This window comes from Pseudomonas sp. D2002 (assembly GCF_013385735.1).
Classification (GTDB): Bacteria; Pseudomonadota; Gammaproteobacteria; order Pseudomonadales; family Pseudomonadaceae; genus Aquipseudomonas.
Genome location: NZ_JACAPL010000005.1, coordinates 500,323 through 514,304 on the forward strand (window position 1 = coordinate 500,323; position 13,982 = coordinate 514,304).

At 60.4% G+C, this 13,982-nt stretch carries 13 protein-coding genes; 11 read left to right on the top strand and 2 right to left on the bottom strand.

The annotated features are described in order from the left end of the window. Positions 1-74: 74 nt before the first annotated feature. The 5 genes from HX783_RS12975 (at position 75) to HX783_RS12995 (ending at position 5,232) form a co-directional block, all read left to right on the top strand. Positions 75-341 carry a PepSY domain-containing protein gene (locus HX783_RS12975; protein ID WP_159959721.1) on the top strand — a complete coding sequence of 89 codons (267 nt, stop codon included), beginning with the start codon at positions 75-77 and terminating at the stop codon, positions 339-341. Further along, positions 341-886 (top strand): cytochrome b/b6 domain-containing protein, encoded by a 546-nt coding sequence (locus tag HX783_RS12980; RefSeq protein WP_177017111.1) that lies wholly within the window; start codon positions 341-343, stop codon positions 884-886. Before HX783_RS12975 ends, HX783_RS12980 begins: the two co-directional genes overlap by 1 nt. A 23-nt stretch (positions 887-909) precedes the next feature. After that, a complete protein-coding gene (locus HX783_RS12985) occupies positions 910-2,178 on the top strand; it encodes an exo-alpha-sialidase (protein WP_159959725.1) in 1,269 nt (422 codons plus the stop codon). After that, entirely contained in the window at positions 2,178-2,789 is a 612-nt protein-coding gene (locus HX783_RS12990) for a hypothetical protein (RefSeq protein WP_177017112.1), read from the top strand. The genes HX783_RS12985 and HX783_RS12990 overlap by 1 nt, the downstream gene beginning before the upstream one ends. A 421-nt stretch (positions 2,790-3,210) precedes the next feature. Then, on the top strand, positions 3,211-5,232 hold the full coding sequence (locus HX783_RS12995; protein WP_177017113.1) for an LTA synthase family protein: 2,022 nt from the start codon (positions 3,211-3,213) through the stop codon (positions 5,230-5,232). Here the strand turns inward: HX783_RS12995 and HX783_RS13000 are convergent, their stop codons facing one another. Continuing rightward, positions 5,233-5,607: a cytochrome c family protein gene (locus HX783_RS13000; protein ID WP_159959732.1), complete on the bottom strand. Its 375-nt coding sequence runs from the start codon at positions 5,605-5,607 to the stop codon at positions 5,233-5,235. Positions 5,608-5,649: 42 nt separating this feature from the next. After that, positions 5,650-6,192, bottom strand: coding sequence for a demethoxyubiquinone hydroxylase family protein (locus tag HX783_RS13005; protein ID WP_256347150.1), 543 nt, complete (start codon positions 6,190-6,192; stop codon positions 5,650-5,652). 197 nt (positions 6,193-6,389) lie between these two features. On the opposite strand from HX783_RS13005, the gene HX783_RS13010 reads away from it, so the two are divergent. The 6 genes from HX783_RS13010 to HX783_RS13035 all read left to right on the top strand — a co-directional run bounded on the left by HX783_RS13010 (position 6,390) and on the right by HX783_RS13035 (position 13,308). Beyond that, positions 6,390-6,770: a response regulator gene (locus tag HX783_RS13010; RefSeq protein WP_159959734.1), complete on the top strand. Its 381-nt coding sequence runs from the start codon at positions 6,390-6,392 to the stop codon at positions 6,768-6,770. 195 nt (positions 6,771-6,965) lie between these two features. Beyond that, the gene (locus HX783_RS13015) at positions 6,966-7,580 is read left to right on the top strand and encodes a biliverdin-producing heme oxygenase (protein ID WP_177017114.1); all 615 of its coding nucleotides are present in this window, start codon (positions 6,966-6,968) and stop codon (positions 7,578-7,580) included. After that, positions 7,577-9,805: an ATP-binding protein gene (locus HX783_RS13020; RefSeq protein WP_177017115.1), complete on the top strand. Its 2,229-nt coding sequence runs from the start codon at positions 7,577-7,579 to the stop codon at positions 9,803-9,805. The genes HX783_RS13015 and HX783_RS13020 overlap by 4 nt, the downstream gene beginning before the upstream one ends. A 140-nt stretch (positions 9,806-9,945) precedes the next feature. After that, entirely contained in the window at positions 9,946-10,128 is a 183-nt protein-coding gene (locus tag HX783_RS13025; RefSeq protein WP_177017116.1) for a hypothetical protein, read from the top strand. A 91-nt stretch (positions 10,129-10,219) separates the two neighbouring features. Next, positions 10,220-12,118, top strand: a complete 1,899-nt coding sequence (locus HX783_RS13030) for an alkaline phosphatase D family protein (protein ID WP_177017117.1) — start codon at positions 10,220-10,222, stop codon at positions 12,116-12,118. Between the two features lie 176 nt (positions 12,119-12,294). Next, positions 12,295-13,308 (top strand): sensor domain-containing diguanylate cyclase, encoded by a 1,014-nt coding sequence (locus tag HX783_RS13035; protein WP_177017118.1) that lies wholly within the window; start codon positions 12,295-12,297, stop codon positions 13,306-13,308. Positions 13,309-13,982 lie beyond the last annotated feature (674 nt).

The window sequence follows — 13,982 nt, forward strand, 5'->3', positions numbered from 1 at the left end:
CGCGTTGCCAACTAAGGTTGCGCTAAGGTTGGTTTTGCACTGTGAAATCTCCCACATCTGCTGAGAGCTTTTCCATGCGCAAAATTCTCCTGCTGTCCCTGATTATCGCCAGCCCCATGGCCCTCGCCGGCCCGCAGTGCACCACCGCCGAGCGCTCGCAGTGGCAAGACGAAAAAGCCTTCCAGGACAAGCTCAAGGCCGAAGGGTATGAGATCAGCAAGTTCAAGGTCACCGACGGCAACTGCTACGAAATCTATGGCTTCGACAAGGACAAGCGCAAGGTCGAGATCTACCACGACCCGGTGACCGGCAAAGCCGTGAAGACTGAGATCAAGGGCTGATGCCAGGCGAAACCCTGCGTCTGTGGGACCCGTTGGTCAGGCTGTTCCATCTGTCTATCGCCGGAGTCTTTATCGCCAACTACTTCTTCAACGAAGCAGGCGACGACTGGCATGTGTGGCTGGGCTATTACGCCATGGCCTGGCTGCTGGTGCGAGCGGCGTGGGGTTTTGTCGGACCGCGCAGCGCGCGTTGGTCGGATTTCTGGCCGACGCCTGCGCGTCTCGGCGCGCATGTGCGTACGGTGTTCAGCGGGCGAGCGCTGCATCGCCTCGGCCATTCGCCTATCGGCGCGCTGGTGATGCTGTTGATGTTGTCGGCGCTGCTGACCCTCGGCATCAGCGGCTTCCTGATGCAGGAAGTCGACGCGTTATGGGGCGCCGACTGGCCGCTGCAAGTCCACGAGACCGCCGCCAATGTGCTGCTGGGTCTGGTCTGTGTGCATGTGCTGGCCGCCGTGTTTGAAAGTATCCAGGTCAAGGACAACCTGCCGTTATCCATGCTCACCGGTCGCAGGAAGCGCCTGCCGGATGAGCGTGCGCAGTAATCCTTTTCTCTGACAGGTTCTCTATGCGCTCCGCCCTACTGATCTGCAGCCTGCTCGGGGTATTCATCGCCGCCTGGCTGAGCCATCCGCCCCATGTGCTGGCGCCGTTTGCCCAAGCGAGCCCGCCACCCTCGAAGGTCGCGACGGCGCCGCAATACACCAGCCGCTTCGTGTCCTCGCAACTGACTGACTTTGTGCACTCATCTTCCGTCACCGCGCTACCCGGTGGCGACTTGATGGCCGTGTGGTTTGCAGGCTCGCGCGAAGGCGCTGCGGACGTGCAGGTGCGCACCGCGCGCTTTGATGCACGCAGTGGTGAATGGGGCGCCGAACACGTGCTGGCCACGCGGGAAAGCACCCGCGACGGCACCCAGCGTTACATTCGCAAACTCGGTAACCCGGTGATTGCGCTGGGGCCGGACAAGCGCCTGTGGATGTTTTATGTGTCGGTGTCGGTCGGCGGTTGGGCCACCAGTGCGATCAACGTGATGGTCTCCGATGACCTCGGCGTGAACTGGTCGGCGCCTCGACAATTGGTCACCTCGCCGTTCTTCAACATCAGCACTTTGGTGCGTGCCGCGCCGGTGTTTCATGCCGATGGCTCCATCGGCCTGCCGGTGTACCACGAGTTCATGGGCAAGTTTGCCGAGTACCTGTACTTGAGCGCGGACGGCGCGGTAATCGACAAATTCCGCATCAGTCGTGGCAAGCATTCGCTGCAACCGACCATCGTGCCGCAGGACGGCCAGCGCGCCGTGGCGATGTTGCGCTACGCCGGCGAAACCCATCACCGCGTGCTCGCCAGCCGCACCGAAGATGCCGGGCGAACCTGGAGCGAGCCGTACCCGTTGGAGCCGGCCAACCCCAATTCATCATTGGCGGCAGTGGCCACCGAGGACGACGGTTTGTTGGTCGCCCTCAACGACCTGCAGGACGGGCGCTTCAAGCTCAGCCTCTACGGCACCAACGCGCAGTTCAGCCAATGGCGCACGGTGATCGAGCTGGACCAATCGCCCGACCCGCTCGGCCAGCCCTTCTCCCACGAGGCCTACAAAGAAATCATCGGCGAAGGCTTCCGCGCTTCCAGCGGCGCCAAACGCCTGCCGCTGGAACAACGCTTCTTGAGCAACCTGGACTACCGCGTGTGCAAACCACGTGGCTGCGATTTTGAGTACGAATACCCGTATTTCAGCCGCAGCCCGGACGGCACGTACCACTTGGTGTACTCGTGGAATAACACGTTTATCAAACATGTCAGCTTCAACGAAGCCTGGCTGGCGGAGCATCTGTGATGGTTTCTGTGTGGCAGGCCCATTTGAGTTTTGTGCTGCTGGGGTTTGTACTCTTGAGCATGTTTCGGTTTACCGCGCCGTGGCGCCCGTGGTTGCTGCCGCTGTTGGTGGTGCTGAGTTTTATCCCGGTGAATGAACTGTCCCTGGCGGCGTATGTGCGCAGCTTTACCGATGACCTGGCGATCAGCACGTTGGTGTTGTTGGCGTGGGTAAGCCTGTGTCGATTGGGGGTGGTGCAGCCGCTTGGTCGTCCACAGCAGGTGCAAGTGCTGGTGCTGTTTGGCGTGCTGAGCCTGTTGTTGTACCCGGCCACGATGGGCCTGACCTATTACGACCCCTACCGCTGGGGCTTTAACCCTCGGCCGATGATTGTGCTGGTGGGCGCGGCGGCCTTGTTGATGCTGTGGCTGCGTAATGCGCTGGCAGTATGGATGCTGGCGCTGGGCACCTTGGCGTTCGCGCTGCGGCTGAAGGCTTCGGAAAACTATTGGGATTACTTGGTGGATCCGCTTTTAACGGGCTACTGCGTAATCGCTGGATTAATGCAATTCAACCTGTGGGAGCGGGCTTGCTCGCGAATGCGGCGGGTCAGGCGGCATATCTGTGACTGAACCAGCGCTTTCGCGAGCAAGCCCGCTCCCACATTGGCTTTGTGATGTTTGAGAGACCGAGTCGAGATCAAGGATGGCGCGATCAGACACGCTCGCCACTGGATAAATGCAACTCAAACTGTGGGAGCGGGCTTGCTCGCGAATGCGGCGGGTCAGGCAGCACATGTGGCACTGAACCACCGCTTTCGCGGGCAAGCCCGCTCCCACATTGGCTTGGTGGTGTTTGTGAGATTGAGTAGAGGTCAATGATGGCGGGGCGATCCGCTGGGCACTGGATGAATGCAACTCAAACTGTGGGAGCGGGCTTGCTCGCGAATGCGCTGGGTCAGGCAGCACATGTGGCACTGAACCAGCGCTTTCGCGGGCAAGCCCGCTCCCACATTGGCTTGGTGGTGTTTGTGAGATTGAGTAGAGGTCAATGATGGGTGTGTTGCAATCACGCCGCCTGCGCTACGGCGTGGGCGCTATTGGGTTGGTGTTTGGGTTGCTGGCCGCGCTGCGGCTGGTGTTTTTAATCAGCTTTTCCGGTCTGGATTTGAACACGCCGGCGCTGCTGGAAACCCTGGGCATCGGCTTGCGTTTCGACTTGCGCCTGGCGGTGTTGATCCTGCTGCCGCTGGCGCTGCTGGCCTGGTTCCCACGCTGGAACCTCACCACCCTGCCCGCCCTGCGCTGGCTGGCGCGCGGCTATCTGGTGGTGGCACTGGCCGTGGTCGGCCTGGTGTACATCATCGACTTCGGCCACTACGCCTACCTCGGTGTGCGTATCAACGCCACGGTATTGCGCTACGTGCAAGACGCGCAGATTTCTCAGCAGATGGTGTGGGAAACCTACCCGGTGCTGTGGATAACTGCCTGTTGGCTGGCGGCAGTCGCTGTGTGGGTATGGGCATTGGTGTGCCTGGAACGATTGACCCTGGACCGCGAAGCCAAACCCATCGGCAAATGGGCGGTGGCTTCTGTGGCCGTGGTCGGCGTTGTCGCCGTACTGCTGGCGCTGCTCGGCCGCGTGGCCAACCTCAACCTGGAAAACCCGGTGCCGCTGCGTTGGAGCGATGCGTTCTTTTCCGGCAACAGCCAGGTCGCCGCCGTGGGCCTGAACCCGGTGCTGTTTTTGTACGACACGCTCAAGGTCGGCCAATCGCAATTCGATGAAGGCAAGGTGCGCGAGCATTACTCGCAAGTTGCCGAGTATTTGGGCGTTGACCAACCCGATCCCCAGCGACTGAACTTCATCCGCGAGCAAGGCGTGCAGCCCTATCGTCTGCAAGGCGAGCGCCCGCCGAACGTGGTCTTCGTGATGCTCGAATCCCTCGGCACCAGCGCCGTCGGTGCCTACGGCAACCCGCTGAACCCCACGCCGAACCTGGATAAACTGGCGACGCAAAGCTGGTTCTTCAAACACTTCTACGTGCCCGTCACCGGCACGGCCAAAACCGTGTGGGCGAGCATCACCGGCGTGCCCGATGTCACCCGCCAGGAGACCGCCACACGCAACCCGCTGATCACCCGGCAACATACGTTGATCAATGCCTTCGAGGGCTACCAGAAGTTCTACATGATCAACGGCAATGCCGGCTGGGCGAACATCAATGCGCTGATCCGCCAGAGCATCGACGGCGTGCAGCTGTTTGACGAAAGCCACTGGCGCTCGCCACGGGTGGATGTGTGGGGCATCTCCGACCTGGACCTGTTCAAGGAAGGCGACCAATTGCTGCGCGCGGTGCCCAAGGACCAACCCTTCTTCGCCTACGTGCAAACTTCCGGCAACCACCGCCCGTTTACCATCCCCAAGCACAACGACGGGTTTGAATTAAGCAACGTAACCCTGGAACAAGCCCAGGCCGCCGGTTCGCGCAGTGTCGAGCAATACAACGCCGTGCGCCTGCTGGACTTCAACATTGGCCGCCTGATGGACATCGCCAAGGCCGGTGGCTGGTACGACAACACCATTTTCGTGTTCTTCGGCGACCACAACACGCGGATCAGCCAGATCCCGCACATGGCGCCGGCCTTCGAGCAACTGGGCCTGGAGAGCAATAATGTGCCGATGCTGATCCACGCGCCGGGCCTGCAACCGCGGGTGATCGAAGAAGCGGTGGGCCTGGCGGATTTGCTACCGACCGTGGCCGGCATGGCGGGTGTACCGTTTCGCAATGGCGCGATGGGTCGCGACATCCAGCAGCCGGCGCCGGAAGGTGAACGTGTGGTGCCGCTGGTGCTGCACGAGGGTACGTTCCCGATTATCGGCGGCGTGACCAAGGACTTCCTGCTGCAGATGCAACACGACGGCAGTTCGCCAACCCTGCATGACCTGGCTTCGCCAACGCCGCGCGACGATGTGGCCGAGCAGTACCCCGAAGAGTTTCAACGCCTGCAGGGGCTGACGCGCGGGTTGCATGAGAGTGCGCGGTTGATGCTGTTTAAAAACGTGCGCGAGTGATCATTTGGGCTGGAAGGTTTCGAGGTAGGCCAGGATGTTTTCAATTTTTTCCTGATCACTGATGCCCCAGAAGATCATGCGCGTGCCGCTGACCACTTTCTTCGGCGCCTCTATATAGGCGGCGAGTTTGTCGCGGGTCCAGACCACGCCGGAGTTTTTCATCGCGTCGGAGTACTGGTAATCCGTGGTGGTGCCGGCGGGGCGGCCGATGATGCCGTTAAGCTGTGGGCCGAAGCCGCCGCGCGCGCCTTCGCCGATGCTGTGGCAACCGCCGCAGGTCTTGCTGAAGAGCTTGCCGCCCGCCTCGGCATCGCCCGCCGCAAAGGCCGGTGCGGTGTTGAGGATCAGGGCGAGGGTCAGTAAGGCGTACTTCATGGTGGGCTCCACGGCATTTGTTGCGGCGATTATGCCTGTTTGTCAGGAGCGCATGCCCATCCAGATCACCGTTTCGGTCCACGCCGTGACCACCGGCGTGAGCGCCCTGAACCACGGGTCACGCACATCAATCTGCGCGGCCGAGTGGTCATGGTGGTGCTGCTCCTCTTCGACGATGGAAGCAATCGCCGCCACCGCCAACGGGTCGATGTCGTGCAAGGTGTGAAGTTGATGGGCCAGGTGCTTGAGTACCACGCTTTCAACCGCCACCGTGGTGGCGACAATAGCCTTGCGCCCGCAAAGCCCGGTGAGCAACCCCAGCACCAGCCCGCCCAGCCCGCAGAGCCAATAACTGCGGCAACGGCGATAACCACGGCGCTGCAACTCGGCCTGGAACACCGCACGATGGCGGCGTTCGTGGGACAAGAACTCCTTCAGTTCGGCGACCATGCTCGGGGCAAACAACCGCGCCATGAACAGCTGGCCGCTGTAAATACAGATCGCGCCATGCTCGCCGGCGTGGTCGACTTTGATCATGCGGTTGCCCAGGTTTGGGTCGAGCAGCAGCGCGGAAGGAGCGTTCATGATTGACGGCCTTGTTCGATGGCCAATAGGGATCAGGCCAGTCCTTTGCAGGTAAGCGCCGGTATCGTGCAAGATGCCTTGCGGATGCGCAACCTAGACCCTCCAAATGACCATCCATCGCCTCATACGCATCCAATCGAACCTAATCACACCCTCCCCACTCCACCTTACTGAACCCTGATGGTGGAGTAAGGATCATGGCTCAGCCATCGATTTTAGTGCTGGAAGACGACGAGATTATTCGCTCGTTAATGGTGGATGTGCTGGAGGATTTCGGGGCGCAAGTGACGTCGTTTCCTTCGGCGGACGAAGGGATGATTTACCTGGAACGCGGCGATGACCCTGTGGATTTGATTGTCAGCGATATCCAGATGCCAGGTTTGCTCAACGGCTACGACCTGAGCAAGGTGGTGGCGCATCGCTGGCCGTCGGTGCCGGTGGTGCTGACTTCCGGTAATACCAAGTTGGCAGCACAGCTGGGCGGTTCGGTGCGGTTTTTGCCCAAACCGTGGAGTGCCGAACATTTGGTCCAGTGCGTGCAAACGGCGCTGAGCCAGCGGGGCTCTTCGCTGCATTGATAGCGCCGCAATATCACTTAAAGCGAACTTGAGGCGCTGCCCCGTGGTCATTAATCACGCAAGGAGCGACTTTTCTGATCCGTCGGTCAGCCTTTTCGCCTTGTGCGTACAGTTGACGGCAATGAGTTGTGTAGAATCGTCGCCCATTTACGCGCGTCATTCATGGCCGAAAGGCCCACAGTTCGAGCTCATTGAATGCAGTCACAGGCCCCTGACCTTGGTGCGCCCTCATTACTGGAAGCGTTACGCGACGGCACCGGGCTACTGCATGTAGCGCTGGAAAAACGCCTGCCGTTTTTCGCGCAAGACCTGGATGCCGATTGGTATCGGCGCTTGCTCCAGGCGTACTACGGCTTTTATGCGCCCATCGAAGCGGCACTGCACGACAGCGGCTTGATCGCCGATGGATACGACGCCGTATTGCGGGTGAAAACGCCCACGCTGCTGCGCGACCTGCACGCCCTCGGCCTGAATGACCTTGCGATCAGTGCCCTGCCCCGCTGCACCGAACTGCCCATTTTTGACGCCCCCGCCGCCTGCCTCGGCGCCCTGTACGTGCTCGAAGGCGCCACCTTGGGCGGTCAAGTGCTGCGCCGGGAAATGGCCCAACGGCTGGGCATCGACGCGAGCAACGGCGGCGCGTTTCTCAATGTTTACGGGGCCGAGACCGGTCGGCGCTGGAAAGACTTTCTCGACTACCTGGGCCGCCAGCCACTCGATGCGCACGCCAAACAGCGTGCCGTGGCGGCGGCCTGTTCGACATTCAGTGGCTTTGAGCAATGGCTCGCCAGCCAGGAGGTACTGCTATGAAACCCGACGATTTTGAAGAGCTGCTTGCCAACTGTGCCGACGAACCCATTCGCTTTCCGGGCGCAATTCAGCCCCACGGTGTGTTGCTGACGCTGTCGGAACCTGACCTGCACATCATCCAGGTCAGCGCCAACGTAGGCACTTTATTCGGCCACGCGCCCCAGACACTGCTGGGCCAGCCGCTGCACACGTTGATTGGCGCAGAACACGCCCAAGCCGTGCGAGCCATGGCTGAACAGAACACTTTTTTTGATGCGCCGCCGCTGCACGTCAGCCTCAACGGCGCCGAGTTTGAAGGCCTGTTGCATCGCCATCAAAACGTGCTGGTACTGGAATTCGAGCCGCGCCTTGAGGATTTCAAACCGCGCGCCCTGAATGGTCGCACCAGTGACCTGGGCAAAATGCTGCAACGCCTGCAGTCGGCGAAAACCCTGCAGGCGCTGTACGAAATCAGTGTGAATGAAATCCAGGCCATGACCGGTTACGACCGGGTGCTGATCTATCGCTTTGAAGACGAAGGCCATGGCCAGGTGATCGCCGAAGCGTCGGCGCCGTCCATGGAGCTGTTCAACGGGCTGTTCTTCCCCGCGTCCGACATCCCCGAGCAGGCTCGCGAGCTGTACCGCACCAACTGGCTGCGCATCATCCCGAATGCCGCCTACGAGCCGGTGCCACTGCTGCCCAAACTGCGCCCGGACACCGGCCAGCCATTGGACTTGAGCTTTGCCACGCTGCGCAGCGTGTCGCCGATTCACTGCCAGTACATGCAGAACATGGGCGTGTTGTCGTCCATGAGCATCTCGTTGATGGCGGGCGACAAGCTCTGGGGCCTGATCAGTTGCGGTAACCGCGAGCCGCTGCTGGTGCCTAACGACCTGCGTGTCGCCTGCCAAACCATCGGCCAGGTGTTGTCATTGCAGATCAGCGCCATGGAAGCGTTGGACCTCAGCCGTCAGCGCGAAGAAAAAGTCGAGGCCCTGGCCCTGCTTGATCGCGCGATGAAAGCCTCTGAACAAAACGTGTTCGACGGCCTGGCCCAACAGCCGCAAGTGCTGATGGACCTGACCCTGTCGGGCGGCGTGGCGATCATTGAAGACAAACAGCTGCACCGTTACGGCAACTGCCCGCACCCGGAGCAGATTCGGGCGCTGCACAAGTGGCTGCAAGCCAGCGGCGAACCGGTGTTTTCCAGCCACAACCTGGTGGCGGTGTACCCGCCTGCCGCCGAGTTCCAGCAAGTCGCCAGTGGCGTGTTGGCCATGAGCCTGCCTAAGCCGGTGGATAACGGTGTGCTGTGGTTTCGCCCGGAAGTGAAAGAGAACATCAACTGGAGCGGCGACCCGAACAAACCCCTGAACCTGGAAACCTCCGACGCCGGTTTACGCCTGCGCCCGCGCACCTCGTTTGAAATCTGGAAAGTGGAAATGGCCGGTATCTCCACCAAGTGGAGCCATGGCGATTTGTTTGCCGCCAACGACCTGCGCCGCTCCGCCCTGGAAAACGACCTGGCCCGCCAAGTGTTGCGCGAGCAGCAAGCCGTGCGTGCGCGTGATGAGCTGGTGGCGGTGGTGTCCCACGATTTGCGCAACCCGATGACGGTTATCTCAATGCTCTGCGGCATGATGCAAAAGGCTTTCAGCTCGGACGGCCCACACACCTCACGGCGGATTTCCTCGGCCATCGACACCATGCAGCAAGCTGCCGGGCGCATGAACGTGCTGCTGGAAGACTTGCTCGACACCTCGAAAATCGAGGCCGGGCGTTATGTGGTCAAACCGGTTGCGCTGGACGTCAGCCAGATGTTCGAGGAGGCCTATTCCCTGCTCGCGCCACTGGCGATGGAGAAAGGCATCGACCTGTCGTTCAACACCGAGCCCGGCCTGCAGATTCACGCCGACCCGGAGCGCCTGTTCCAGGTGCTGTCGAACCTGATCGGCAACGCCATCAAGTTCACCCCGCGCCAGGGCAACATCGGCATCAGCGCCATGAGCAATGGCGAAGAGATCGTGTTCTCGGTGCGCGATTCCGGCGAGGGTATTGCGCCTGAACAGTTGCCGCATGTGTTTGACCGCTACTGGACGCAGACCGAGAACAACCCCACTGGCAGCGGGTTGGGTTTGTACATCACGCAAGGGATCGTGCAGGCCCACGGCGGGCGGATAGAAGCTGAAAGTGAAGTGGGCCGAGGCAGTGAGTTCAGGTTTACGGTGCCAAAGCCTGCCTGAGAGACGCCCTGATCCTACAATCCAAACATGCGGATACCTATGGCCGGGAACGTAAACCCGGCCAATGCCACTGAAGCGATGCGTAATCAAAGGGAATATTGATGCGAGAACACTCCTTCAATTGAGCAAGAGGTTTTCCCATGATCATCGGTAGCCCATTCCACACCCATAACATCAACCAAGCCATACAGCCCGTCGAGCCGCCCGCCAAGCCTCAGGAAAAACCTGCGAATAACGTCAGCGACCCACTGCAGCAAAACGCCCAATCTCAGTCGAAAAATAACTCGTCCCTGGATTCCCTCGGGCAAGGCCGCCTGACTTAACGCCGCAAGCGCCGGCGGATGGCCTGTTAACAAAACACTGACATCCGCTGCGCTACGCTTTCAGTTCTATCTTCTGTGAGCTGCTTGCTTCATGCCGCAACCCAACACACTGCCCGCTGTCATTACCGGCCCACTGCTACGTCGCCTGGAACCCCGGCGCCTGGTGATCTGGCTGGTGGGCAGCCGTGTCCTGGCGTTGTCCTTGAAGCTGATTATTCCCCAGGGCGAAACGCGCACGATTGATCTGGACACAACGCATTGCCAGGTCGTGCCCGTTGGGCGCCATGCGTTCATCCACCTGATCGACGTACGACTGGACGACGCCCTGCCGTTGGACGTGGCGATCGGCTATGACCTGCTGATCGACAACATCGGCATTGCCGAGTGGGCGCCGCACCTGCTTTATGCCGAAAACCAGCCACCCAATTTCGTGCTGCACAGCCGCATCCGCCAGTTGGTGCACGGCTCCTGCCGCAAGCCCCATCACCGCGCCGACGAAGGCCTGCTGTGCGTCGACCGCCTGCTGGCCGAGGCCCACACGCCAACCGAACGCCCAGCCTTGCTGATGATGAGTGGCGATCAGATCTACGCCGACGATGTCGCCGGGCCGATGCTGCGCGCCATTCATGCGCTGATCGCCCGATTGGGCCTGTTTGACGAATACCTCGAAGGCGCGGTGGTGGATGACAGCACTAGCCTCTACGGGCACCGCGCCAGCTATTACCATCGCGCCGACCTGCTACCGGCACTGGAGAGTAACGAGACGCTGCGCGAGCGGTTTTTTGGTGGCGTGAAAAAGCCGATTTTCACCAGCAGCACCGCCGACAATCACTTGGTGACCTTTGCCGAAGTGATCGCGATGTACATGCTGGCGTGGTCGCCGACGCCCTGGACGCTGATCGCACCGCAAGCGCCGCAGCTGACCACCGAGGAACACCAGCGCTATGCCCGCGAGCAGGTGCACATCGATAAATTCCGTGACGGCCTGCCAGGCGTTGCGCGGGTTTTCGCCCACCTCTCGACGCTGATGATCTTCGACGATCACGACATCACCGATGACTGGAACCTCAGCGCCCAATGGGAAGAAACCGCCTACGGCCATCCGTTTTCCAAGCGCATCATCGGTAATGCGCTGCTCGCGTACATGCTGTGCCAGGGTTGGGGTAATCAACCGGATGTGTTTGGCGAGTTGCTGAGCCAAACCCAGGCCCTGACCGCCCAAGTGCAAGACAACCATCTGCAGGCGGGTGCGCACGATGACCTGCTGGAAGCGCTGTTGAAGTTCCAGCGTTGGCATTACGTACTGCCCACCACGCCCGCCCTGGTGGTGCTCGACACCCGCACCCGGCGCTGGCGCAGTGAGTTCGCGCTCAAGCAACCCTCCGGCCTGCTGGACTGGGAAGCCTTGAGCGAGCTGCAACAGGAACTGCTCGACCACCCTTCGGCGATCATCGTTTCGCCCGCGCCGATCTTTGGCGTCAAGCTGATCGAGACCGTGCAGAAGGTGTTCAGCTGGTGTGGCTACCCACTGCTGGTAGACGCCGAAAACTGGATGGCCCATCGCGGCGCCGCCCAGGTCATCCTCAACATCTTCCGCCACTCGCGCACGCCGGGTAACTACGTGATCCTTTCGGGCGATGTGCATTACTCGTTCGTCTACGAAGTGCTGATCCGCCACCGCAACGGTGGCCCCAGGATCTGGCAGATCACCAGCAGCGGCATCAAGAACGAATTTCCACCGCGCTTGCTGGAATGGTTCGACCGCCTTAATCGCTGGCTCTACTCGCCGCGCTCCCCGCTCAACGGCTTCACTCGCCGCCGCAGCATGCAAGTGGTGCCGCATATTCCACAGCATGCCGAGGCAGGTGAACGGCTGTGGAATTCAGCGGGCATAGGCCAGGTGTATTTCAATCAGCAGGGCCAGCCGGAGGCGATTTACCAGCACAACGCAGATGGGAAGCCTCGCACGCGGATGGTGGCGCCGGAGTAAACCAGCGCTCACCCTCAATTTTTCGCCCGGAATAATGGCTCATAGCCACCCAACTAAAGCCGCACAGCCGCCCTATTCAAACCGCGCAAGCCCCGATGTACAGTAACGCCAGCCACGGAGTATTGGCGTCAACGAAGACTGGCTGTACAAGCCAGCGCACGCAGGGAAGCGCAAAGATGGACGATCACTCCGGCAATAAACCGCTGCGCAATGACTTTTCCGAGCTCAACGCCGACATGTTGCATGCCGTCATGGAGCTGGTCAGTGACGGTATCTGGGATTGGAACGCCAACACCGGTTTTGTCTACCGCAACCCCGGCTGGTACGAAATGCTCGGCTACCCGCGCCACTCCCTGGAGAACAGCGTGTTCACCTGGGAGAACGTGATTCACCCCGAGGATTACCCCAGCGTGATGGTCGTGTTTGATAACTACATCAGCCAACGCGCGCCCCATTACCAAGCCGAATATCGCTGCCAAAAAGCAGACGGCACCTACTTGTGGATCGAAGACCGGGGCTACGTGATTGCCCGTAACCCGGATGGATCGGTGGCGCGCATGGTCGGCGCGCACCGCGATATTCATAGCCGCAAGAATTCCATCGAACAGCTGCAAAAGCGCAACCAATCCCTGGAAGCGCTGGTGGCCGAGCGCACCCGTGAATTGTCACGGGTCAATCAGCAACTGCAATTGCAGCTCAATGAAAACCGCCTGCTGGCCGAACAGGACGCCCTGACGCGCATCGCCAACCGTTACCGTCTGGAAAAAGTGCTGCTGGAAGAATGCGAGCGTGCTGAGCGTTTCCGCTTGCCGTTGGCCCTGATGGCCATGGACATCGATGACTTCAAGCCGATCAATGACCAGCATGGCCATGGCATCGGCGACAGGACCCTGGTACAGGTGGTGCAAGGCCTGGAAGATTGCGTGCGCCCCGGTGATTTACTGGCACGCTGGGGCGGTGATGAGTTTATGGTGATCCTGCCCAAAAGCACCTTGGACACAGCCAGGCAAATGGCCGAAAGGGTTCGGCTGAAAATCACTGAGATACCCGCCGTGGGCGATTTCAAAGTGACCCTGAGCCTGGGTGTGGTGGAGCGTCGTATGGGCGAAGCCCCGGCCGCCCTGATGGCCCGCGCCGATCAAGCGCTGTACCGGTCCAAGGCAGCGGGGAAAGATGCCGTGTCGGATTAACCACATTCCCACAGCTGCCACATTTTTGATCTTCACTGCGCCCTGAATCATCGGCGTGTTTCCCAATGATCAAGCGGCTAACCTCGAGTTAATCAACACAGGTAATCCCCTGTGGGAGCTGTCGAGCCTTGGCGAGGCTGCGAAAGCGGTGGGTCAGGCAACCACTATGCCAACAGTGCCGCCGCCTTCGCAGCCTCGCTAAAGCTCGACAGCTCCCACAGTTGATCTTCATTGCCCCTGAATCATCGGCGTTTTTTCCAATGATCAAGCGGCTAACCGCGATTTAATCAACACAGGTAATCCCCTGTGGGAGCTGTCGAGCCTTGGCGAGGCTGCGAAAGCGGTGGGTCAGGCGACCACTCTCCCAACAGTGCCGCCGCCTTCGCAGCCTCGCTAAAGCTCGACAGCTCCCACAGTTGATCTTCATTGCCCCTGAATCATCGGCGTGTTTCCCAATGATCAAGCGGCTAACCGCGATTTAATCAACACAGGTAATCCCCTGTGGGAGCTGTCGAGCCTTGGCGAGGCTGCGAAAGCGGTGGGTCAGGCGACCACTATGCCAACAGTGCCGCCGCCTTCGCAGCCTCGCTAAAGCTCGACAGCTCCCACAGTTGATCTTCATTGCCCCTGAATCATCGGCGTGTTTCCCAATGATCAGGCGGCTAACCGCGATT

Coding starts and splice junctions, on each gene's coding strand:
- HX783_RS12975 (WP_159959721.1), top strand. CDS start 75: ATGCGCAAAATTCTCCTGCTGTCCCTGATTATCGCCAGCCCCATGGCC.
- HX783_RS13010 (WP_159959734.1), top strand. CDS start 6,390: ATGGCTCAGCCATCGATTTTAGTGCTGGAAGACGACGAGATTATTCGC.
- HX783_RS13020 (WP_177017115.1), top strand. CDS start 7,577: ATGAAACCCGACGATTTTGAAGAGCTGCTTGCCAACTGTGCCGACGAA.
- HX783_RS13025 (WP_177017116.1), top strand. CDS start 9,946: ATGATCATCGGTAGCCCATTCCACACCCATAACATCAACCAAGCCATA.
- HX783_RS12995 (WP_177017113.1), top strand. CDS start 3,211: ATGGGTGTGTTGCAATCACGCCGCCTGCGCTACGGCGTGGGCGCTATT.
- HX783_RS13005 (WP_256347150.1), bottom strand. CDS start 6,192: ATGAACGCTCCTTCCGCGCTGCTGCTCGACCCAAACCTGGGCAACCGC.
- HX783_RS13030 (WP_177017117.1), top strand. CDS start 10,220: ATGCCGCAACCCAACACACTGCCCGCTGTCATTACCGGCCCACTGCTA.
- HX783_RS13015 (WP_177017114.1), top strand. CDS start 6,966: ATGCAGTCACAGGCCCCTGACCTTGGTGCGCCCTCATTACTGGAAGCG.
- HX783_RS13035 (WP_177017118.1), top strand. CDS start 12,295: ATGGACGATCACTCCGGCAATAAACCGCTGCGCAATGACTTTTCCGAG.
- HX783_RS12980 (WP_177017111.1), top strand. CDS start 341: ATGCCAGGCGAAACCCTGCGTCTGTGGGACCCGTTGGTCAGGCTGTTC.
- HX783_RS13000 (WP_159959732.1), bottom strand. CDS start 5,607: ATGAAGTACGCCTTACTGACCCTCGCCCTGATCCTCAACACCGCACCG.
- HX783_RS12990 (WP_177017112.1), top strand. CDS start 2,178: ATGGTTTCTGTGTGGCAGGCCCATTTGAGTTTTGTGCTGCTGGGGTTT.
- HX783_RS12985 (WP_159959725.1), top strand. CDS start 910: ATGCGCTCCGCCCTACTGATCTGCAGCCTGCTCGGGGTATTCATCGCC.